This is a genomic window from Chitinophaga pollutisoli, from assembly GCF_038396755.1.
Classification (GTDB): Bacteria; Bacteroidota; Bacteroidia; order Chitinophagales; family Chitinophagaceae; genus Chitinophaga; species Chitinophaga pollutisoli.
This window is the reverse complement of sequence record NZ_CP149822.1, coordinates 5,207,927-5,228,534: the sequence shown is the minus strand read 5'-3', so window position 1 is coordinate 5,228,534 and position 20,608 is coordinate 5,207,927. Positions and strand designations below refer to the sequence as shown.

Genomic DNA, 20,608 nt, shown 5'->3' with positions numbered 1-20,608 from the left:
CCGGCGCCTGGCGCCGGGGCTTTTCAACTCATCCTGCCGGGAGGAAATCCTTAGCTTGCCACTCTGCCCAACTGGACAACTGCCTTTGCCATGCGGATTCCCTGCGGCACCACCGGAAACCGGCTTTTTTAAGGCGAGTACGTGTTTCTTCGTCCGGCTTCGACGGAAAAAATATCTGAACCCGATTAGCTACAACATTCCGGAGGATGCGCACGCCACCTTTCTCGGTTTCCTCGTTCTCCTGGCCGTCGTATCTTTTCAGCAACGCGATCCTGGTTTCTATACGTTTCATTTCCGCTTTAGCATAAGGCAGCCGATAGTGCGGGAAACCCACAGGATTACCATTCTCGTCGTGCAATTCCTTCCAAAGCTCCTCTGAAGCCCCGTCAAGCTGGAGGAAAGCGGCCATATCATGCTTTCTTACGCACTTATTCGCCGCTTTCATGAAAGCATGGTGCGCACTGAGGCGCGCCAGTTTATCCTCCAGTTTGGAAATCGCCTCCGGATCATCGGAAGAAATGGCATCATTACTCTCTATGATCTGCGCCTTTTCCCGGTAGTATTCCGCCTGTTCAGCGGATTTGAAGGCTTTACCGAAAGTGTTGTGGATTCGGCCGCGAAACCGGCGATCTCTTTTTCGGAATGATGACCTACGAGAATCGGCTGGCCCATCGGGATTACCGAAGCCATTTTGTTTGCATGATCGTAAAGCTGATCGCTTTCCTGTTCCTTTTTCCTGGCTAACTCCAGGGCACGCGTGATGCGGTTTTGCTTGCGTTCTTGATAATCGTGTTTCATAATCTCAGATGTACCACTTTACCGGCGGCACTCCCGTTTATTTGGTGAATGTTCATGCAGAGCGGAGTAGGCTTTGCTTCAATGCCTCTATCAGTTTGATCTTTTGGAGTAGATTCAGCTCGAGGGCCGTAATGGCCTGTAGTCGATCCATATAGCGGTTGATGTTGGAAAAAGCCGCCATCGTAGAAACGATAGCGGTTTTCATAACCCCAATTGAAATGTATTGCACACAGGTGCCGCGGAGATATTGGCGAAACGCCTTCGCCTGCCACATTCCGTAGATGCACCAGTAATATTTGTAGAGATCAACCGGATCGCAGAACAACACGTAGCTATTCCGCCAGGGCTCAAATCCAGGTTTACCGGTGTTCATTCCACGTGAAAGCAGATAGAGGCTACCGGGCTGGGCGGCCGAAGGATTGTAAGTTTGAAGTGTGAAATCTTTCATATTCTTTATTTTTTTGCGGCGTCAGCCGCGGTAAAACATTCTGGAAAGGGGAAAGAGTAAAAAAGAAAGGCATCTATGAGTCGCGGGAGTTGGACATTGACAAATCGCGGAGCTATAAAAGAGAGCGGGGCATAAAAAAGGCCATGCAGTCGCTTTTCTGCATGGCCTTTTTTATGCCCCAAAGCCGAGCCCCGTGTTTATGGCACTCCGCGATTTTTCAATTCCAAACCCCGCGACTATCTTAGCCGCTCTTTTTTACTCTTTCCCCTTTTTGGATGCTTTATTTTTATACTACTTCAGGCTGAAACACTTTCTACGAGAGTTTCCGATAGGTTGTATAAAAAACGAATGGTAAGTTAAACAGGAAAAATGCCGATGAACGGAGCGTCGCAACGGACGCTCAATTGATATCCACTGCCGGCCCCCAAAAAAAGACCACACCGGGAAGCCTATTTGCCAATTTTCCTTTTCTTTTTATCGACCGTAGGCGTATTTCCTATATCACTCAATACTCGCAATCCGTTTTCCAGGCTAGCCTTCGCGCCCGAATTCTTCTGTGGAGTGCTCGCGAAGGCAAGGCGGCGTCCATGTTCGTCATATATTGCCAATGCCCGGCTCTGCGGCGCCGCTTGTATTTTACAACGAACTCCGCGACCATCTATCTGAAGCTCAACGGATCGCGCCTGCCCTTCCCGTAATGCCCGGATCAGGTTCGTGGATTGGGTAGCAGATAAGGGTCTCAAAGGCAACTTTTTCAATTCCGCTTCCAAATCGAAAGAGTGAATGATTAAAGGAACCTGTCCCGGCAGATGCTGTCCTTCTGTGTCCAGGGAATACCATTTCTCGTGCCCCTCTTCGATATGGGCAACAAAGCCGCCGTTTACCAAAGCAGCCGCCTCCGGTGCGGAAAACGACTTTCCCGCATACAAGTCAAAAGATTGCTGAACCGCTCCGGCAGGGCGGTTCAGCATAGACTGTAGGTCTGGCCGGGTGGCGGCATCGAAGGACTGGAAGTAATAGAAATCACTTCCCGGCACCTTCGCGAAATGTAATACGAACTCGGTATTCTTACACCTTGCCGGGTCTGCATACCTGAAATGAAACTGCGGCATCTCCTGAGCCATCATCTTTCTCAGGATCGTTTCTACCGGAAGTCGGAACCCGCGGTCATTCAACGACTGCTGTACAGCATGGTGGTTCAGCGTCCGCAATTCGTTACGCATCGTGTGCCGGATCTGTGTTTCCATTTGCCGAAAGCCCTGGCGCCGTTGCAGCAATATGTCCCGCAGAAAAATGGAAACCGGATGATATATTAGCTGCCTCAACGGCGTCGGGTATTTTATCGCGCTCATCCGCCTAATCTGATGGCGAACAAACCGGAGGGTGCTGCGCTCGGCCTTCGAGGGGTGCGGGTAAGCCGCCGCTGTGATACCCTCATAGAACCGAATTTTCAAATCAAGTCCCGAAGCGTCCTGTTTCCAGCCTGCCGGGTTGGCTGCGATAGATTGGGCCTCCTGAATCGCGTAGAGGGAAAGAGCCTCGGCGACACGGTTCACCGGGCCGGTTTGTGCAAAATTCATGTACCAGATTTTAGAGTAATGGCCTGGCCTTGAACAGATGCCGGTTCCGTACTTCCATCTGAATATTCCGTCCGCCGTCCTTTTCGTAGATTTCGAACTGGAACTTCTTCCCTTTGGGTATAGTAAACCGCTTTACTACAAAAACGAGCTCAGCAGTTGAATGGCCGGGAACCATCTTACTCCCGGCGGTAATATCCGGTGCAAGCTCTTGCTGCTGCGCGGTTGCACGTTTTACCTGGCGACCGTCAGAAATATACATGCGGGTGAAATCGATAAAGTATGGAAGAGAAGATTTGTTCCATATGCGATACCGGAAATAAAGCCTGTCCTGGTCGAAGTGGATCGATAGCAACCGCAGGCGAAGCTGGTGCTTTCTTGCCGTTTTTCTGAAAAAGGGCTGTCCAGCTTCAACCTTACACAACCGTAGCTGGGTATCGGGCATGCCTTCCTCCATTTCGGGGAAGATCAGTGGCATATGCTGCGCCACCCGGCCTGTCGAAGCAGCCAGGCGTGACAAATCGAAGGTGCCGCCGCTACCGGCCCCAAAGGAAATTTCAAAGGAATACAACTTCCCGTCCGCAGTAAAGACGTGGAGATTGGACGGCTCGAAATCCATGCGGGCGGCTTTCACCTTTAACACATTGCCGACGCCTGCCTGCCGGCTTACGATTATGTCCTGTCTTCCTCTGTCAGCATCCTTGATAGGCGCGGGAAAAATCAGCACGGTCGTTTTGTTGTAGCCTACGGAAAGCGAATAAGGGGTGATCGCCGTGCTGGAGGGAAGTTCCACCATTTGGGCTGACGCATTTCCGAGGGTCAGCAGGAATAACAACGGTAAAATGATGCATTGTTTCATATAAGATGATTTACTGGTTAAAAACGAGTGTTTACCAACATGACTTTGTGATTGGCTTTGAGCGTGGCATATGGCGTTTTCGTCTTTTTCGATAACAGGCTTTTAGCGGCCTGAATACCGGATGCGGCTGCCTGTGCCCCCAGGCTGGGGTCCATGTTGTACAGCTCCAGGTTTTGCACCGCCTGGTTTAGCCCCTCACGGCTCGCGTCGCGGGCATCTGCGCCCGGCGCAGATATGCCCGCGATCCCGTCGATATCGAAGACGGTCAGTTTCACCGGTAGCACGGTATTGGCGTAAAAAGCGTGGCGAATATCGAGCTCAACCCTTTCCTTGGCGACAGTGGCCCTTCCGAAGACAAAACTGTTTGCCGGAATTTTGGCGTTGTTGACATATATATCCTGCAGCAGTCGTAACCGGACGATGGAGCCAGTACGTACACGCTGGTCGGCATGTACCGTGGCCGCAATCGTTCCGTTTCCGGGCGGTTGTTCTATGCTTTGAGGTGTAGGTTCTTCGGAAAGCCCATAAAAACCGTTGTCAGTATACTCGCTGGGTTTTGGGCCAGCAACGGTAGCGATGAAGGATTCCAGCGTATCGTCTGGAACAGGCTTTGCATGCCCGGGATTGCGCCCCGGCTGCTGGATTTCCAAAATTTTGTCCAGCATCCCGTCCAAACGCTTTATCTCTACGTCATCAGGCGGGTTTGCGACATCACCCATGAGCTTTTCTAACCGCCCCAGGTCGGCGGAAGTCCGCTTGTCGGACGGAAGAGCAATCGGCAGACCGGCGTTGGGCATGTGAGGCTCTGCTTCCTGTTGGGCCAGGGTCATCTGTAGCCGCTCCAGCACTTTCTCCACCTTCCGTTCGTTGGGGTCGGTGCTTGACGTCGCACGGCGAGTTTCCTGCGGCAGTTGCGGCGGGACATTCACGATTTCAGGTGCAACGCCCTCGACCGGGAACAGAAGGGAGTCTCTGCGAGCTTCCTTCAGTTTGCGGAGGCTGTCCTGGCGTGCTTCCATATATAAATCCAGTTTGTTCTTATACCGATCGTCCAGCTTGGGGCCGGGCAGGTCTGTATTGAAGGCACTTTTCCCGGTTTTTTCCGCAGGAGTGCCAGATTCCCGCAAAAAGGTAAAAAGGTAATAGAACCCCAGCGTCAGCACGAACGCCGCTACTGGCAATAACTTCAGTAGTTTACTGATGTCGAGTTTTGAGAGTGGTATGGAAGTCATGGTAAAAGGTTTTTGTTCTGAATCGAATCGAGCGAAAGTGCCTGTGGCAGCGGCGCCTGCAAGTGCTGGAGCCTTTCCTGCCTGATCGGCGGGCGATGGCTGTTTCTCGGCGAAATCACCCCGGTAATTGCCAGGTGAAGGAAACAGGTTCCGGCTACCAGCGTGAAGCACAGTAGCATCGTTTGTTTTTGCCTAACAGTAAAAAGTTGCTCACTGCGCCGGAGGTAGCTCGCCAGCGTCTTGAGCCAACGCCGACCGTTCTGGCGTTCCGGTGCAAGAGGAACTTCATCGTGCCCGCGGATGATGTTTTGGAGAATTTTCATCGGTGCATGTCTTGGTTTGAAATGATCCGCCATGCGCCAATCAGCATACCCTGCGGGTTATTTTCGCTGATTGCGGCGGTTTCTGTTATGGTGCCCGTGGTGATGAGCGAGCGGACGATGGTGGAGGTGGCGCGAACGATCTTCAGCTTTCCGTAAAAAGCAAAACGGACTGGACTTGCATTCACATCAACCGCAACGCTGTCGGCTTCAACAAACTGGTTGATGTTTCCGGAAACGATCCCGGTGTAGTAGCCTGACTCCTGGAGGTTGTCATACTCCTTTTTTGCAGTCGCGTCGGCCAAATACAGCGCCCGCGTGACGCCTCGGCGGATAGCTTCTTCGTCGGGAGAAGCGGTAAAGAAAAAATGATGGAAATCACGCACATGGTCTTTCACCCTTATTTCCAATACGCGCCTCTTATCCGTGCCTGTTGCCTCCAACAATTTGCCGTTGGCGAGTACATACACCTTCGACCGTTCTTCCCGGACAACACGCACGGCCCAGTATTGGGCCAGCGCGGAGCCAATACCGTTAACGGCAAGGAATAAGTAAGAAAACAGTCTGATGTGCCGGAAAGCGGCATCTACATTTTTGAAATGTTGGAACATAGCCTGGGAGTTTACTTACCTGAGATTTGATTGAATTGATGCCCAGCGTCCTTGTTATAGCCTTCCGAGTTTGCGGCATCCGCCATCGGGTAACGCAATTTGTCAGACGCGCCGGTGTCGGCTGCCGCACTTCCAGCCGCCGACGCCCCGGCTGCTGAAGAGGAGCCCGCTGCGGCTCCGGCGCCTCCTGTACCCGCAACCACAGCGGTGCGCGCCGCAGATTGAAACTTCGATAACAGGGCATTGCCGCCACTGGCGTGCACGATGTAGTTGGCGATCGACGGCACGGTGAAATACCCGACGATGCCGACGACGAGGAACACGATGTAAGCCACGCTGGTCAAGCTATACGTTGCATTGTTTCCGCCAGCGAGCACGGCTTCAATGTCATTCTTGATAAGATTTTCTTGAATACGGGAGATCATGGCACCGAAGAGATTGGCAACGGGAAGCCACATGTATACGTTTATATACCGGGCAAGCCAGACGGACAACGTATGCTGGAAACCGTCGTAAACGCTCAGGGCGAAGACAAACGGCCCCACGATGGCGAGGATGACCAGGTGAAACGTCCGCATGGCGTCGATACAAAGCGCAGCGGCGTAGAAAAGGATCTGGAGTATCTTCGACACAATAAGCTGGACGTAGTAAAGGATCGTTCCTTCGACCTTTCCCCACATCAGGCTCCAGAATCCACGGGAATTCTCTTCACCCGCCGTTTGAGCGTTGAGGTACTTGTAGTATTCCTGCATTTCCTGGTCGCTGGTCTCCGGGCTGCCGGGGGGCAATTCCGCCTTTCCTTTCGCGAGTAACTCATATTCCACACGCATCAGTTCCTTTACAGCGTTGTCGCTTTGGGTGACAAGCTCGTTCGTTGCGTCAACCGTTGGCTGAAGAATACCGTTGATAACGCCCAACACCAGCGGATAGATACCGATCAGCACAGCGAGCACGAAAGGGCGCAGCAACGGGAAAAAATCGATAGGTTCCGCCGCCGCCAGACTCCGGCCAGCGCGGGCTGCGATGTAGAAGATGGCGCCGAAGCCGGCTATGCCCCGCGCGACCGTCGTCAAGCGGCCGCAAAGCGGGATCATATCGTCGTAAATCCGGTCAAGTATATCATGGAGTTTCTGGATATCCGCGTTTCCGCCCGACTGGGCAAGACAAACGGCGGGCAATGCCGCTATTAGCAGCACCAACAGGAAGGACTTTTTCATGGATTTCCTATTTACTGGCCTGGCGGCCGGTTAGCTGTTCTATTTCCTGGAACCTGCCGACCCGTATGCGAGCCACGGAGCCGGTGTTGAGATTGAATTGCCGCAAAGAGGACAAATCGCTTTGCACCGACGCAAAAACGCGGTCAATTGCCGCCATGCGCTCGGCATCGGTCATCCGCAACTTGCCTCCGGTCACGATCAATACCAGCTCTTCGAGGTTCCGTACAGATTTGTCAAAGAGGCCGGCGTACACGCGCTTAATGGCCGAAAGCTCATCAGGAGTAAACATCCCATTTCGTCGGAACCGGGAAAGAGCGGTGCGGTACTCCGCGACGATGATCCGCTGCATCGCGATAATTTCCGGAATGCGCCGATATCGGGCAACGCCGGGGCTGACCGCCATCAGGCCATCCAAAAACAGTTCATGTAGCTTAAAATTCCCCTGGGACAGGTCGCGGACAGCATTGTAACCGCGGCTGAGCACTGTGTAGGCGCGGCGCATATCAGCCAATATCTGGCGGAACTGATTTAACTTCTCGATGTTGAGCCCCAGTTGAATTACATCATGGGATTGGGCGCCCGCTGGGCGAAACCCCATCAGCACAAGGAACAAAAGAATAGCGGCGCTTTTCATGGCAACAAGGTTTTGAAGTGAAGGTGTTCACGGCTGTTACTGACCGCGGCCGCCGCTGAACGCTCGAAATCATCGGAAAGCTGCCGAATGCGTGCCCGCCGCAATTCCTGCCGGGCAACCAGGTGCCTGACCTGCTCCAGCCGCTCCGCGTCGTTCAATTCATAGCGGCCGTCCGTCAGGAGATCAGTTAAAAAAGCAGGTCGCGGGCGAGATCGTCGGAGAACTGGAGATATGCGTCCACCAGGATGCTGCGTTTCCAGGTGGGAAAGCCTTCGATAGTTTCCCATCGGGTACGCATACGCCGGCAATGTTCAAACAGAGATGCATAGCTGCCGGCAAGGTTCAGCACTTTCTGATGCCTCCGAATGAAGGGGCTGACGTGTTGCAACGATGAAAAGAATGCGGAATTGATATCGAAATCGCCGCGCTTGATCTGGCCGACAACCTGAAGCCCGCCACTGACAGCCTGATACCCTTGGCGGGCCAAGGACAGGTATTGCTGAAGCGCGGCGATCTGTATTGCCAGATACCTCCGCTGTGTCTGGTTTTGGCGAAGCCATTCAGCGGCCAGTTGGGCCCGCACATTCCCGGCGAGAACCATCAAAAGGAGGATGAGAATAGTTTTCCGGTACATGAGCGTCATTTTATTCCGTATAAGCCCTTTATCCTGTTTGCCTCTTTTGCGCTCCGGGCACGCTGGAGGCTGAGGCCGGCGGCTCGATGCGTTACCCGGCGCAGCGCGACGACATGCCCTTCCATTCGGTCCGCAGCCTCACTTATGATCTTCAGCCGGTCAGCATCACTCATCCGCACGGTGAAGGCATTGACCACATTCAGCACGTCTTCCACGTTATTTAGGCTTTCAGCAAGGATGCCGGAATACAGCGCGTGAAGCTGGTCAACCTCAGCTGCATTAAAATGTCGGTCCTCCCGGATGACGGTAAATGCCCGGCGGTATTCTTCCACCAGCACGCGTTGCCGCTGGACGATCTCAGCCACGCGCCGGTAGTAGGCAATGACGGATTTTACCTTCCACAGCTCGGCGAAGTAGTCCTGGTACAACACCCGCTGCCGCTCCGTCCACTGGCCGATCTCCTCCAACCGCAGCTTCGCCATGATGTTCTCCAGCGCCTTTTGGGCATTTTGAAGGGCGATCGTCCGGTTCTGGAGCCGCTGGATTTGCAAATCCATCGCACGGATCACCTTCTTTACCACGGCGGTAACAACGGGCCAAATCGCATACGTACGGCTGACGGGAACTCCGGTCAGGACGACCAGGAGGGCGAGTGTGATAAAAATCTTCCGTTTCATATCATATCTTTTTTGAACGTATGTCGGCGGCAAGCCGGGAAATGCCACGCCTGATGGAGCCATACCGCGCCGCATATTGTTGCACCAGCAGCTTTTCCCGTTCCTCGGTGGTGTAGCACAGGTATTCTTCGAGGGAGACTTCCGTCCGGTACACCTTGCTGTAAGCGCCCAGGCTGATGAAAATTTCTTTGTACTTCAGGTGCGGATCGTTTGCCTTGTTCATAGACAAGATCAGGCTCCGGTCCCGGTCTGTCAGGCCCAGGGCATCCTGAACTGCCTGGAACTTGTTCGCGTATTTACTTTGGTCGAGCAGGATTTTGATGTCGCTGTTAGCGATAATGGTGTCCTTGATTATCGGGCTGGAAATGATATCGTCGATCTCTTGGGTGACAACGGCCGCCGTACCATAGAACTTCCGGACGGTTTTGAACAGATAGCGGATGTATTCCGCCATTCCGGCACGGGCAATTGCTTTCCATGCTTCTTCGATCAGGATGATCTTACGCACACCCTTCAGGCGCCGCATCTTGTTGAGAAAATTCTCGGCGAGCGTCAAGGTTACGGCTGGCAGCAGGATGGGATGGTCACGGATCGCGTCCAGCTCGTACACGATGAAATTGGTATGGAGCAAGTCCAGGTTCTCCGTCGCATTTAACAGGTAATCATATTCTCCGCCGGTGTAGTATGGCCGGAGCACGTATAGGAAATTGTCAATGTCGAAATGCTTGTCTTTCACGCCCTGCTGGCGCAGTTCCGGGACAAAGACATCGCGGAGGTAGTCGTAAAACGTATTGAAACACGGAAAGACGCCAGGATCGGCCTTCAGCTTGTCGAAGTAGCTCTGCAGCGCGTTGGACAGGGAAATGTATTCACTCCTGGAATACGCCTCGTCGTCCTTCTTCCACAAAGCCAGCAGCAATGACTTTATCGCCTCGCGTTTCTCCGTATCCAGTTGGTTATCTGGAACGAAAAACGGGTTGAAGGATATGGGATTCTTTTCGCTGAACGTAAAGTAGTACCCACCTACGAGGTCGCAAAGTCCCTTATATGAGTGCCCTACGTCCACGACAAGGATGTGGTCGCCGCATTCATTGCAGCTACGCAGGATGTGGTTGGTGGCAAACGACTTTCCGGAGCCGGACGGCCCGCAAAGGAAAATATTCCGGTTCTGAATAAGCCCCCGGTCGAAGGGTTCATAGAATAAATCGACCTGAAGGGGTCGCCCTGTCAAACGGTCGCCGAACCGAATGCCCTGCGCGGCGAGGGAAGTCCGGTAGTTCGTTTCGACGTTGAAAAAACACACAGCCTGCTCGGCAAACGTGTCAAATCTCGCCGTGGATGGTAGTTCCGCCCCGTTTCCCGGGATGCCAGCCCAAAACAAGCACGCCGCCGCCGCCGTCTCCAGCTTTGCTTTACCATCCAGCGCGGCCATTGCGGAGGACACCATGTTCCGGAGTTCCCTGCTCTTCGCCGGGTCATCGTGCCAGGCAATCACATTCAAGTGGGCTTTCACTGGCAATCGGCCCTGACCGATGGCTTCATTGAGGAATGCGCTCGTCGCGTCACGGCTGATGGCGTTTTCACGTGAATAGGCCGAAAGTGATTGCAAACGTTTCCGTTTTGCTTCCAAGTGGCGGAGGGTCCCCGCCGCGTCACCGACAATGATGTACTGGTTGACGATATGATTGCAATGCAGCAACAGGCCTAACGGCGCACCGAAACCGATGGAGAACGGGGTACGCTCGGTGCTGTACTTTTCGTAATTCAGGCGGGGGCCGCACAGGGAAGGCAGGTCATCAGGATCTGCAAGGGAAAAAATGTGCAGGGAGTGTCCCGCTACGCCCAATTCCCCACCAGTATTGAAATCGGCCAATACCGGCATTTGGTCTTCAGCCAATTGATAGCAATATCTTTCGAGCAGGCCTGCACGATTAGGAGAACTGGCCAGGACATCACCGTCCAGCCTCCGCAGCTCCAGGAAACCGCTGTCTTGCAGAACGGCGGCGAACTGGCTGGCCTTTTCGGCAAATACCTCGAAGCGCCGGTCGTCCAGCAGCTCCCGGGCAACAGGAGACGTGCGAAACAAGACGCCTGCCGTCGGCGCTGGGTTCAATAAGGCCGGTGGCACCGTGCTGAGAAAAATGTAACATTCATGGCGCAGAAAGGGTCTTTCCGAAAAATGCCGGTCGCTGGCGTCCATAAGGAAAGAGTCAGCCGAGGCGGATGGCTTGAAACCTTCCTCTAAGTACCAGTCTTGCTTATGAACGATAGTATGTTCCGGCAGTACGCGTATCGCCTTCACAAAAGCGGCATGGAGCGCCTCATAGTCAGCGGAAGACATCGTGAATATCTCCGGCAGCACGACCGAAAAAGCTATGGAAACGCTGCCGGATTTAGCAATGAGAAAATCCTTTTCGATTTTATGAATAGGGAACACGCTCTCCAGCGTTTTACTCTTTTTCATACTTGCGTGAATTGAAGGAGGTGAAGACACTACGCGAGGACGTCGTGATATGCTGCGGCAAACGGGATTGAGCGAGCTTCTTTGCTAGGCCATGCTCGCCGTACCGCTTGCTATACCGTTGAACCGCAACCAACAGCCCATATCCTGCAACCACTACGGCTACGACAACCGGTATTGCCGGTATTCCTGCGATGAAGGCAATTGCACAAAGCAGCAGCAGGAGAACCATGCCCACTGCGAGAAAGAGCAGATACTGCGCCTTTATACCCCGAAACTCGATGCTGCGGTTGACGCCTTTGTTTATTTGATATACTGTTGCCATCGGTAAAGATTTACACGCCGAAAAAGCTCTTCAATACCGTAGCCACAACGACCAGGAAAATGCAGGCACCGAACCAACTCGCGGCCAGCTTCGTCGTTTCCGTATCGCCTTGGCTCCATCGGGTATAGACCTTTACGGCGCCTACCAGCCCAAGTACGGCGCCGATGGCATAAAGCAGGGTTATTCCAGTGTCGAAGTATTCACGGACCATGTCATTTGCTTGTTCGATACCGGCAACACCATCTTGGGCATTAGCGGAAATGCTCGCAGATAAGAGAACGATGGCAATAGCCTGCCAGCGGGCTTTCTGCCCGTATGAATTGAGTAATTTCATGAATTGGAAATTTGGGAGGTGAGGATGCCCTGCCTGTGGGGGCCCGTCGCCGGCGGAGAACCGTTGATCGGCAGGCAGGGCTATGATGGGAAAGTTAATTTGACCATGTGGCCTACGACCACAGTTCCGCCAGTTCCGCTTCCGTAAAACGTAATGCCAGGTCGCGCTCTACAGATACAGCCACATATCGGTTAATGGCATCGTAGAACTCGGTATTCTGGAAAATACCGTATTGGCTTACGATAGCCCGTATCTTCGTGAACACTTCAGCAGGATTGGCGGGATGGCTGGCGATGTTGCCGATAACGGCAGCGATATGATCGATTACTGCTTCAGCTTCCTTCAGGAGAATACTTGAATCGTCCTCCACCAGTTCCAATTCGCCGGAGTTATCTTCTTCTGTAAAATCGATTTCGGGATCTTGAGGCTCGTAGCTGGAAGTTGGAAAGCGATTGCTAAATGAAGGTGCCAGGGGCTCCCTGAAGCCAGCCGTCTGAACGACTGGTACGGGAATTTCTTTCTTACTGAACGCTTTTGCCCTGATGAAAAAAAGATAAACCAGGACATATGTAATGCCCGAGAGAAGCAGGGCGAGCAGTACCGGTGAAAAATTGATAGATGCCATACAATTGTATTTTGATTATGAAATAAATTGTAAGGCAAATGTGCGATCCACTAAAGCTCATTTTTCATAGTCTAAATCCTAGTTGGGTAATTTTATTTTGAATTTTTCACCATCTTTGGAATAGTTATCTTCAAAAACAAAAAATCCGATGGATGACATAACCGTACGGTACAACTTTAAGTATGATTCCGTAATAGTAATTCAGTCGCTTCTTCCAAATGAACCAGAAACCGGAAAAGAGCTTTTCAATGACATAATTAGAAGACGTTGTGAGCGCAACGGCACGCGGGCACATTACATTTCCATTCAGACTAAAAACGAATTCTTCCAAGAACTATATGCCATAAAAGCGCAAGTAATAGCCGGAACAGTATCTCCCATTTTGCACATGGAAATACATGGAGGTCGAAAAGGTTTAGAATTAGGAAATGGAGAAGTAGTTTTATGGGAAGAGCTGGCGGGAATTTTCAGGGAAATGAACCGGGCATTGAAGAATGGGTTAATCATTTCTTTGGCGACTTGTCAGGGGGCATACATGTACAAGTTAACTGACATTCAGCAGACTGCACCGTATTGGGGATTCATAGGTCCAAAGGATATTATTAGAAACGAAAACTTCACGCGAGACTTCAGTGGTTTTTACGACCTTTTGTTAGAAACACACGATCTTGGAAAGGCCCTTGACGCACTTAACATCAATAATGAAACCTATTTATATGCATTTCTTACTGCTGAGATGATTTTCGATTTGGTCGTTGAAGAAATTAATAGAAGGCCAAAGGAAAAAAGCGTGGAAACTTTTAGACGGCTTTTTTCGCGGACAAAAAAAGCATTTCCCGAACTAAATAGATATCAAAGGAGACAACAATTAAAGCATAATCAAAATGTGCACAACAGAAGTGTTTTCTTGGCGAAACTAAAAAGAGATTTTTTGATGAAGTGATGTTACCTTTTATTTCTCCGTATTCGGTTTCTTTCCTCTACTGCATCAATATATAGCAAATACTTACTTTTAATCCATTCCAAGGCTGAGGCTAGTCCTTTCTTTCTGCGAAGGATTTCCTGGAACGTAATTGTATGGGCTTTCAACTCAATATAAAACACCTTTTCGCAATACCGTGTAATCGCTTCGACCGTCGCATCCCCGTTATTGAATACCTTCGCTGCATAGAATGCATAAATGATCTCGATCAAGCTGGTTTTTGATTCAGTCCATTGAAGCGGGGCAACGCCATCCGACTTCACCTGCTGAGAATTTCCGGAAAGTTCCTCTTCAATAGCGTCATTTACATAAACCCTTAACCGCTCATTCGCCAAAACAATTGCTATTTTAAGTGAATGCGGTGTACACTGCTGCCTGTCGATCACCGCTGCATAAGTATCGGTATAAAACTCCTCCATTTTCGGGTTACGGAGAAAGAACTCCTGATCGCGATGCGTTTTTCCACTTCTGTAATATTTATAAAAATCAAGGTGATGAAAGAAAAAATCATCGATCTTTTTTATTTCATGCTCAAGGTATTTCACCCGGCTCTTCGATGAGCCAGGGAAAGTGTGGCATTGAATCGAATAAACTGTACTATAATAAATCCACAGCGCATAAAATTCCGGGTTAATATCCTTAAAAAACCGGATTTCCTCGTCGGTGCTGGTGAACGTGTGTAATCTTACCAATTCTTTGAGGGAAATGAGTGCTTGATTAATATAAACCAGGATCTTTTCAGTGCGGGCCAACGATACCGATGGGTCACGAGATAATATATTGATCTTGGTCTGCAATTCGCGCAGCAGATCATCAGAAGCGGTCAGCATTTTGAATCATTTTAAAATGAAACATAGGGGCACGAAAAAGGGGAAGCATCATTGCCCAGGTTGGGGTGATACTTCCCCCTCGCAGCTGCGATTAAAGCAGCGTAAGGTATGGTAGTTATTATATCAGTTCAATAATAGATAGGCTTTTCCCTGAAACAATACAAATGATTCGATTTGGTCGTCTTTCAGCAAAAAGTACCGTACAAACTTACCTGATGGATCAGTCACAACATACGACCTTTGGCGATAATCGGGTCCGAGGGTCATTATTTGTAGTTTTTCATCAACATCGTTATATGGTATGATCTTCAGATCATCGATTTTGACCCTTTTGACCTGTTCCACCAAATCGGCCACCGCCATGCTGAGGTACATCTTCCTGGTCGCTCTGGAAGCGACTTTTGATTCTTCCGCATAAAAAACCACATACTTTGACACTACGGTATCGATATGCCACCTCGGGCCTGCGATGTAAGTAAGGAACTTCTTAATGATCGCCTGGTCACGCGAAGGCTGGGTAACTGCAAATGCGTGGAAGGTAATCAAACTAAAAATGATAAGAAACTTCACGGTTTTCATAAAAAATATGGTTTAGTTACATTCTCCTGTGTTATCGTCCGAGCGGCCCCGTCCTGAAACGGCTCCGGGCACCTTTTTTAAATCCTCGCCAAAACTACCAGGATTCAATCCTGATCCTACGAGCCACCATGCCTTTGTTCGTGGAATTTTCAAACCGCAGGCATCGGATACGTCCAGAACAAAATTAGTACAATTATAATTTTCCAGATGGTATTGAGGATTAAAACTCTCAATTATGGAAAGCACTTTTGCTAACGCCTCGCCGGAGATATTTACATCCAGCCTCACGTCATAACTGGCGTCGGAGTCATCGCCTAGCTGGCTTTGGCCCTCTTTCGCGAAAAACGGCGACACGGCTTCAAAAGGATGAAAACCAAGGGTACGCCGCACGATCTGCCCACCGAAATTTTGTTCAATGGTAATATAAGAATGACCGACTTTCCCCTTCACGGTAAACGGCTCATCGCTGCCTGCCTGTGGCTGGTCGGCGTATAGGGTGAGTTTAGCCGCTCCGGTACGATCAAAACAGCGAACATATTTCTTTACGTCTACGATCGGCTTTGTAGGAGGAAGCACGGCGAGCGGCCCGGTGTTTTGACCCGGAGGGGTCGAGCTCCCACCGCAGGGGTTCGTTGATCCGTTGCCCGGGCCTACTGATCCTCCGCCGCCGCCACCAATTCCGCCGCCGCCGTAGCCGCCTTCACCACCTGGGCCACTGCTTCCCCAGCCAGAATCTTCTACCCATATGTAGTTGTAAATGCAGTCTGTACTGTAGACGATATTACCGATACAATTGCCGCGCCCATCGCCAGTACAGGCCATTGTTGTGTAGCAGGTGATCGACATGGCATATCCAGCAGCCTTTACCATCGGCGTAAAGGAACCACCGGACTTACGTGCGCTTTCAAAGTGCTGTCGCTCGGTGCGGGTCATCATGCATTCACCGATGGCTGCGGGCTCGGCATCCGGAAATGCGCGCTGGTTGAATAAATCGGCAGCAATGAATATTGTACGGGCATTCGCGGCGTTCCTTCCGTTATTATATCCATATCGTTCCGGCCTTCGGGAATCAATAACCCGAAAGCGGAAGCGGTCACCCTTTACCATTACCAGCAAGCCGGTAACCCGCTTTTCGTTGGAATTGATAAGAGGTAACATAACAGAAGGGGCACCGGACTGAACCCCAAAGGCTGCGTGCTCCCAGGCAGGAGAGCCAATGGCAGCGATAACGCTATCCATCCAGGGCCGGGCATCTTCCGATACCAAAAGTGAATCTGTAAATGGAACCAGTCGCTCGTCAGCCGTGGCCGGTAGGTTCGTAAAAAGATGACTGGGTTTCTGTTTTTCTACTGTGGAATCGGTTTTTGAGCAACCGATAAGGAAAAGAATAGCTGCTACGGCAAAAATCACTTGCCGCACGGGGTAGGTGTGATATGGTTTCATAGCAATTTTGGTTTATACTAACAAAGCTATGGACGTGAAATGACTATTTTGTTGTCATTTTGCATCATTTTTGAAAGTGAACATCAGCCCGGATCTTACTCAAATAAGACTTACCTATACCTAAATATGATGCAAGAGCCACGTCCGGCACGCGATTCAGGAATTTCGGATAGTCTTTGAACAATGCATCATAACGCTCCTTCGCTGACAGGCAGACCCATTTAGTCCTTTCAATAGCCTGTCGGTAATACAGCTCAGTGAGCTTTCTTCCGATGATGTTGAAATCCACATGCTTTTGATAAATCACCTGCAAGTCGTCCCAGGACAGGGCAATGCAGTCGGTGTCCTCCATCGCTACCAGTCTTTCAAGACTTGGTTGTTGAGAATAGAAACTCTCGACAGCGATGACGATATCGCCTTCGCCCATGAACCAGCACGTCTGTTCCATTCCTTCACGCTGGAAGATGGCACGGACAAGTCCACGCGCGGCGAAAAATACATGACCGCAGGTTTCGCCGTAATCGAGGATCAACGACTTTTTCTTAAATCGGACGGGGCGGCACCTGTCATGGATTTCCTGCATAAGGGATTCTGAAATTTGGGGATGCAGCGCCTTGAAAAGTTGGAACATTTCGGAGAACATCGGTCCCACGATCTCAAACGGGATTTCTTCGACGTCCCCCTTTGCTGCTAAGTAACGCCAAGGGTTCATCAATAAAGAATTAATGGGTGAATAATGGTTTCCTGAAGCGTATTTGTCTTAAATGCTATTGGATTATCTAAATATTTAATATCTGATATCTGATTTCCGATTACATAGTGAATATATTCACTTTTTTCAATTATTCCAAGGGTAACTTGTTATAATTCAATATAAAAATGCCGGCCATTATATAAACGGCCGGCAACCCAAAAAACAAAATTAATCAGCGCTTCTTCTTTTGCCCTTGACTGAGATCTATCGCAGCACCAGCATCCATCGCAATGCTCACTGCTTCGCTCAGGTCCTTCTTTTCGGAAATGTCATCGGACACAAGCTGGAGTGAGTTCTTGGAAGGTAAAGTGATCTTCTGCCCATCCGCGTTGAAGATATCCAGTGAAGTTGTGCGGGGATTCGCGCGGATATAGAGTTGTTCCCGATTTCCATTGATCTTTAAACTTACCGCAACATTATCACCGTTGTAAAGCGACCGTAGCATGTCCTCCTTCATTTCCTGGGTGAGAGAGTTGATATGCGGGAGGTTAGAAAGCTCCTTCGTAACGTTCCATTGAATAGTACGGTCATAAATAGATCGCAGTTCAAACGTTCCGTCTTCCTTCGGCTTATTGAAATTAATTCCCTGCCAACGACCAACGATCTCGTCGCCCTTACGATAGGTATTATGCACATAATTACCATTCATCAAATTGCGTATCTGTTCACGGGAATGGCCTCTCTGCTTATAAAGGCCAAATGTGTGTTCACGGATATTCTCCTCTCCATTCTTTTTGAATGAAACCTCAATTCGATTGGCAAAATAAAACGGCTCCTGATCGGGTGCCAGGTTCTCACCGCGATTCTTTTCCAAAACGATATTGTAGGTAAATTCTCCCACCTTCCGCGTTTCGGCCGCTTTCAATTCGATGGGCTCAATACCCACTTTCATAGCGGCTCGCAGCTTATCATTGAAGATCTCGTTAAATCCTAGCTTTGGCAGGATTTCATCCACCAGATAAGAATAATTCTTTTCTACCATGATGCAAGTTTTATGTTATGAAATAACTACATACTAACCGACGATTTCTTTCCGGAATCCGCCACCGCGGCCTGCATTGCCTGATACTCAGGGCTGCTTTTGATCTTTTCCATTTCCCGTTCGATCAAGTTGTGCACATCCTGCTTTATTCGTCGGAAATTGGCATCAACATCGGCCTTTGACACGTCTCGAATAGCCGGAATCGGCACCTGGGTCTTTTCCCGCGCGCGGGCGGCGTTATGGTCCTTCGCCACTTCGGCATGAAAAGCCTTCAACTTAATTGGATGGCTGGGCTCATCGGCAATGAGGCCGACAAACTGGCCGCTGCTCAGCATTGCGATTTTTGAAGGGGGGACGGCAGTTTCCAACTGCGTGCTCCGGCTCAGGGAAGTTTCCGATGAATTGATCGAAATAGACTCCCGTTCCTGCATGATTTTCCCAATACGATCAGACAATTGGCGGGCGCTGTCGCCCATGACCTGGCCGCTGACGATGTTCCCCGCGATGTTCATGATGACGTCGGCATTCTCCTTTCCATAGTTCTGAACAAGCTGCGACATATCCTGCACGCCCAGCGTGGTCGCCACTTTGTTGCTGCGGGCCGTGGCGATCAATGCGTCGATATTCGGAACATAAATTGTCGGAAATTCATCGAAAATGAGGGAGGACTTGGCTTTTCCTTCCTGGTTCACCAGTTTCAGCATCCTTTCCACGTATAGGGAAAGCACCGCGCCGTATATCTGCCTCTTCGCGGGATTGCTTCCCGCGCAAATTACTTTCGGCGCTTTCGGGTTATTCAAATCAAGATCAAAATCGTTCCCGCTGAGAACATAATATAACGATGGCGATGCCAGACGCGCGATTGCGATTTTCGCGGAGGCGATCTGGCCTTCCAATTGTTCATTTGCTCCCCGCTTCAGCGCGCTGATGAATGGATTGATTAACACGGATATTTCTGGCTCGATAGCCAGCACTGGGAACAGCTTGGTATACTCGATCTGCGAAAGCTCAATGGCGTGAGGAAGCGTGCAGTAGCGTCCACCTTCGTACTTTTTCAGAAACCAAAACAAGGCTGTGCAAAATGTAATGGCCGATTCGACGAAAAAATCGCTTTTTTTTGCCCACTCCTTATTCAATGCCAGCATGAATGTGCGGCTACTTTCGGTGGCATCAGTAATATCCGGCATAAGGTCCGGCGGTAGGGCATTGACCCGATGCGTTCGGTTGAGGTCGTCGAAATTGATAACAACGAATTGCGGATTTACAGAGAAATTTCCAGCGTATTCCCGAAGATAATTGTACGCCATCTGGCTGAGAGTTGGAAACTTGAAATCGAAGACAAACATGCAAAAGCCCTTCATCAAATGTTGCCGGATGATTTCAGAAAAGAAAAAATAGGTTTTCCCACTACCAGGAGAGCCCAGGATCAACGTACCCCGGAAAACGCAAAGTAAATTGATGAAGCTGGAGCGCATTTTCCCGCGAAACTGATACCGGGCCGGCAGGTTCACCGAAAATTCATTTTCGTGAAGCTCTTCGCATTGGGGGAACGATTCACTCTTCTCGTTAAAAATGTCATCCTGAAAACGTAGGCGGAGATATCTGCTCAGCCTGGAACCGGAGTACAATACGGTCAGGAAGGCAACGGAAGATACAAATATGTATGCCCGTAAGACCCAGTTGTGGCCGTTCTGCAGGTGGAGCATCGCCGTGGAAGAATATAGCAGCAGCAGACCTACCGATAAAGCTATGACTACCGGCGGGATTCTCATCTTCTCGTCTTTTCGCCCTTTTGACCCTAACATGCTAACGGCCAACAGCAAGAGCGCCGATGACTTTGATGCCATTGGCGTGCTGAGGAACGGCAAGCGGTGGCACAGGTCATATACAAACCTGTCGAGAATATCGACAGAAAGGCCACTCCCGGCAAAGAGCGGGAAGCAGGATGCGTAAAAATGGATAAGCATTACTACGACCGATCCAAGGCGCAGGAAGTCGAGAATTGATCGAAGTGCTTGTGTATTTTCTCCGTTTTGCATGTTACTCCATATTGAATATGTGTCATTGCTTCCGCCGCCTCTTTTTCCTCTTCAGCAGTTCCGACGGTAGGTATTCTCCTTGCGGATGTGTATCTGTAGTCAGCTCATGGAGGAGCTTTGCGGAGTCGATAAAGAGAAAGTCTGCTGCCGCTGGGGCTTGGGCCAACAGTGTGATGGCTGTCGACCCATCGGCATCCAGCCGTAGGGCATGGGCGATTTCCGGAACCCGAAAACCCTCTCCACGAAC

22 protein-coding genes and 1 pseudogene are annotated in these 20,608 nt (G+C 50.4%); 1 reads left to right on the top strand and 22 read right to left on the bottom strand.

Annotated features, from left to right (window positions below):
* Nucleotides 1-28: 28 nt before the first annotated feature.
* From WJU16_RS22340 to WJU16_RS22265, 16 genes and pseudogenes are all read right to left on the bottom strand, one after another.
* Nucleotides 29-409: a hypothetical protein gene (locus tag WJU16_RS22340; protein ID WP_341835595.1), complete on the bottom strand. Its 381-nt coding sequence runs from the start codon at nucleotides 407-409 to the stop codon at nucleotides 29-31.
* Nucleotides 410-478: 69 nt separating this feature from the next.
* Nucleotides 479-798: pseudogene (locus tag WJU16_RS22335) on the bottom strand (DUF3560 domain-containing protein); the annotation flags it as partial.
* A gap of 52 nt (nucleotides 799-850) precedes the next feature.
* Nucleotides 851-1,246: a DUF6943 family protein gene (locus WJU16_RS22330; RefSeq protein WP_126247913.1), complete on the bottom strand. Its 396-nt coding sequence runs from the start codon at nucleotides 1,244-1,246 to the stop codon at nucleotides 851-853.
* Between the two features lie 449 nt (nucleotides 1,247-1,695).
* Complete coding sequence (locus tag WJU16_RS22325) at nucleotides 1,696-2,826, bottom strand: hypothetical protein (protein WP_126247911.1); 1,131 nt, start codon at nucleotides 2,824-2,826, stop codon at nucleotides 1,696-1,698.
* 10 nt (nucleotides 2,827-2,836) lie between these two features.
* A complete protein-coding gene (traN, locus tag WJU16_RS22320) occupies nucleotides 2,837-3,682 on the bottom strand; it encodes a conjugative transposon protein TraN (RefSeq protein ID WP_126247909.1) in 846 nt (281 codons plus the stop codon).
* 17 nt (nucleotides 3,683-3,699) lie between these two features.
* Entirely contained in the window at nucleotides 3,700-4,914 is a 1,215-nt protein-coding gene (gene traM, locus WJU16_RS22315; RefSeq protein WP_126247907.1) for a conjugative transposon protein TraM, read from the bottom strand.
* The gene (locus WJU16_RS22310; RefSeq protein WP_126247905.1) at nucleotides 4,911-5,237 is read right to left on the bottom strand and encodes a hypothetical protein; all 327 of its coding nucleotides are present in this window, start codon (nucleotides 5,235-5,237) and stop codon (nucleotides 4,911-4,913) included. The genes traM and WJU16_RS22310 overlap by 4 nt, the downstream gene beginning before the upstream one ends.
* Entirely contained in the window at nucleotides 5,234-5,845 is a 612-nt protein-coding gene (gene traK / locus WJU16_RS22305) for a conjugative transposon protein TraK (RefSeq protein WP_126247903.1), read from the bottom strand. Before traK ends, WJU16_RS22310 begins: the two co-directional genes overlap by 4 nt.
* 11 nt (nucleotides 5,846-5,856) lie before the next feature.
* Nucleotides 5,857-7,062 (bottom strand): conjugative transposon protein TraJ, encoded by a 1,206-nt coding sequence (gene traJ / locus WJU16_RS22300; protein ID WP_126247901.1) that lies wholly within the window; start codon nucleotides 7,060-7,062, stop codon nucleotides 5,857-5,859.
* A gap of 7 nt (nucleotides 7,063-7,069) precedes the next feature.
* Nucleotides 7,070-7,696, bottom strand: a complete 627-nt coding sequence (locus tag WJU16_RS22295) for a TerB family tellurite resistance protein (protein ID WP_126247899.1) — start codon at nucleotides 7,694-7,696, stop codon at nucleotides 7,070-7,072.
* A gap of 187 nt (nucleotides 7,697-7,883) precedes the next feature.
* Nucleotides 7,884-8,330 (bottom strand): hypothetical protein, encoded by a 447-nt coding sequence (locus WJU16_RS22290; protein WP_341835593.1) that lies wholly within the window; start codon nucleotides 8,328-8,330, stop codon nucleotides 7,884-7,886.
* A 5-nt stretch (nucleotides 8,331-8,335) separates the two neighbouring features.
* Nucleotides 8,336-9,007, bottom strand: coding sequence for a conjugal transfer protein TraI (locus tag WJU16_RS22285; RefSeq protein WP_126247894.1), 672 nt, complete (start codon nucleotides 9,005-9,007; stop codon nucleotides 8,336-8,338).
* Between the two features lies 1 nt (nucleotide 9,008).
* Nucleotides 9,009-11,471 carry a TraG family conjugative transposon ATPase gene (locus WJU16_RS22280; protein WP_126247892.1) on the bottom strand — a complete coding sequence of 821 codons (2,463 nt, stop codon included), beginning with the start codon at nucleotides 11,469-11,471 and terminating at the stop codon, nucleotides 9,009-9,011.
* Nucleotides 11,458-11,793 (bottom strand): DUF4133 domain-containing protein, encoded by a 336-nt coding sequence (locus WJU16_RS22275; RefSeq protein ID WP_126247890.1) that lies wholly within the window; start codon nucleotides 11,791-11,793, stop codon nucleotides 11,458-11,460. The genes WJU16_RS22280 and WJU16_RS22275 overlap by 14 nt, the downstream gene beginning before the upstream one ends.
* A 10-nt stretch (nucleotides 11,794-11,803) precedes the next feature.
* Nucleotides 11,804-12,127 carry a DUF4134 domain-containing protein gene (locus WJU16_RS22270; RefSeq protein WP_126247888.1) on the bottom strand — a complete coding sequence of 108 codons (324 nt, stop codon included), beginning with the start codon at nucleotides 12,125-12,127 and terminating at the stop codon, nucleotides 11,804-11,806.
* Between the two features lie 112 nt (nucleotides 12,128-12,239).
* Nucleotides 12,240-12,752 carry a hypothetical protein gene (locus tag WJU16_RS22265; RefSeq protein ID WP_126247886.1) on the bottom strand — a complete coding sequence of 171 codons (513 nt, stop codon included), beginning with the start codon at nucleotides 12,750-12,752 and terminating at the stop codon, nucleotides 12,240-12,242.
* Nucleotides 12,753-12,900: 148 nt separating this feature from the next.
* Between WJU16_RS22265 and WJU16_RS22260 the strand changes: the two genes are divergently transcribed.
* The gene (locus WJU16_RS22260) at nucleotides 12,901-13,695 is read left to right on the top strand and encodes a hypothetical protein (RefSeq protein WP_341835592.1); all 795 of its coding nucleotides are present in this window, start codon (nucleotides 12,901-12,903) and stop codon (nucleotides 13,693-13,695) included.
* 2 nt (nucleotides 13,696-13,697) lie between these two features.
* Here the strand turns inward: WJU16_RS22260 and WJU16_RS22255 are convergent, their stop codons facing one another.
* From WJU16_RS22255 to mobC, 6 genes are all read right to left on the bottom strand, one after another.
* Entirely contained in the window at nucleotides 13,698-14,564 is an 867-nt protein-coding gene (locus WJU16_RS22255; RefSeq protein WP_126247882.1) for an RteC domain-containing protein, read from the bottom strand.
* Nucleotides 14,565-14,687: 123 nt separating this feature from the next.
* Nucleotides 14,688-15,143, bottom strand: a complete 456-nt coding sequence (locus WJU16_RS22250) for a hypothetical protein (protein WP_126247880.1) — start codon at nucleotides 15,141-15,143, stop codon at nucleotides 14,688-14,690.
* A gap of 12 nt (nucleotides 15,144-15,155) precedes the next feature.
* Nucleotides 15,156-16,586 carry a hypothetical protein gene (locus tag WJU16_RS22245; protein ID WP_341835591.1) on the bottom strand — a complete coding sequence of 477 codons (1,431 nt, stop codon included), beginning with the start codon at nucleotides 16,584-16,586 and terminating at the stop codon, nucleotides 15,156-15,158.
* Between the two features lie 64 nt (nucleotides 16,587-16,650).
* A complete protein-coding gene (locus WJU16_RS22240) occupies nucleotides 16,651-17,298 on the bottom strand; it encodes a Crp/Fnr family transcriptional regulator (RefSeq protein ID WP_126247876.1) in 648 nt (215 codons plus the stop codon).
* Nucleotides 17,299-17,512: 214 nt separating this feature from the next.
* Nucleotides 17,513-18,322, bottom strand: coding sequence for a hypothetical protein (locus tag WJU16_RS22235; protein WP_126247874.1), 810 nt, complete (start codon nucleotides 18,320-18,322; stop codon nucleotides 17,513-17,515).
* Between the two features lie 26 nt (nucleotides 18,323-18,348).
* Nucleotides 18,349-20,361, bottom strand: coding sequence for a conjugal transfer protein MobC (mobC, locus tag WJU16_RS22230; protein WP_126247872.1), 2,013 nt, complete (start codon nucleotides 20,359-20,361; stop codon nucleotides 18,349-18,351).
* Nucleotides 20,362-20,608: the final 247 nt, after the last annotated feature.

Bases quoted from the DNA above. Each gene is read 5' to 3' on its own strand.
- WJU16_RS22340 (WP_341835595.1), bottom strand. From the start codon at position 409: ATGGCCGCTTTCCTCCAGCTTGACGGGGCTTCAGAGGAGCTTTGGAAG.
- WJU16_RS22330 (WP_126247913.1), bottom strand. From the start codon at position 1,246: ATGAAAGATTTCACACTTCAAACTTACAATCCTTCGGCCGCCCAGCCC.
- WJU16_RS22325 (WP_126247911.1), bottom strand. From the start codon at position 2,826: ATGAATTTTGCACAAACCGGCCCGGTGAACCGTGTCGCCGAGGCTCTT.
- traN (WP_126247909.1), bottom strand. From the start codon at position 3,682: ATGAAACAATGCATCATTTTACCGTTGTTATTCCTGCTGACCCTCGGA.
- traM (WP_126247907.1), bottom strand. From the start codon at position 4,914: ATGACTTCCATACCACTCTCAAAACTCGACATCAGTAAACTACTGAAG.
- WJU16_RS22310 (WP_126247905.1), bottom strand. From the start codon at position 5,237: ATGAAAATTCTCCAAAACATCATCCGCGGGCACGATGAAGTTCCTCTT.
- traK (WP_126247903.1), bottom strand. From the start codon at position 5,845: ATGTTCCAACATTTCAAAAATGTAGATGCCGCTTTCCGGCACATCAGA.
- traJ (WP_126247901.1), bottom strand. From the start codon at position 7,062: ATGAAAAAGTCCTTCCTGTTGGTGCTGCTAATAGCGGCATTGCCCGCC.
- WJU16_RS22295 (WP_126247899.1), bottom strand. From the start codon at position 7,696: ATGAAAAGCGCCGCTATTCTTTTGTTCCTTGTGCTGATGGGGTTTCGC.
- WJU16_RS22290 (WP_341835593.1), bottom strand. From the start codon at position 8,330: ATGTACCGGAAAACTATTCTCATCCTCCTTTTGATGGTTCTCGCCGGG.
- WJU16_RS22285 (WP_126247894.1), bottom strand. From the start codon at position 9,007: ATGAAACGGAAGATTTTTATCACACTCGCCCTCCTGGTCGTCCTGACC.
- WJU16_RS22280 (WP_126247892.1), bottom strand. From the start codon at position 11,471: ATGAAAAAGAGTAAAACGCTGGAGAGCGTGTTCCCTATTCATAAAATC.
- WJU16_RS22275 (WP_126247890.1), bottom strand. From the start codon at position 11,793: ATGGCAACAGTATATCAAATAAACAAAGGCGTCAACCGCAGCATCGAG.
- WJU16_RS22270 (WP_126247888.1), bottom strand. From the start codon at position 12,127: ATGAAATTACTCAATTCATACGGGCAGAAAGCCCGCTGGCAGGCTATT.
- WJU16_RS22265 (WP_126247886.1), bottom strand. From the start codon at position 12,752: ATGGCATCTATCAATTTTTCACCGGTACTGCTCGCCCTGCTTCTCTCG.
- WJU16_RS22260 (WP_341835592.1), top strand. From the start codon at position 12,901: ATGGATGACATAACCGTACGGTACAACTTTAAGTATGATTCCGTAATA.
- WJU16_RS22255 (WP_126247882.1), bottom strand. From the start codon at position 14,564: ATGCTGACCGCTTCTGATGATCTGCTGCGCGAATTGCAGACCAAGATC.
- WJU16_RS22250 (WP_126247880.1), bottom strand. From the start codon at position 15,143: ATGAAAACCGTGAAGTTTCTTATCATTTTTAGTTTGATTACCTTCCAC.
- WJU16_RS22245 (WP_341835591.1), bottom strand. From the start codon at position 16,586: ATGAAACCATATCACACCTACCCCGTGCGGCAAGTGATTTTTGCCGTA.
- WJU16_RS22240 (WP_126247876.1), bottom strand. From the start codon at position 17,298: ATGAACCCTTGGCGTTACTTAGCAGCAAAGGGGGACGTCGAAGAAATC.
- WJU16_RS22235 (WP_126247874.1), bottom strand. From the start codon at position 18,322: ATGGTAGAAAAGAATTATTCTTATCTGGTGGATGAAATCCTGCCAAAG.
- mobC (WP_126247872.1), bottom strand. From the start codon at position 20,361: ATGCAAAACGGAGAAAATACACAAGCACTTCGATCAATTCTCGACTTC.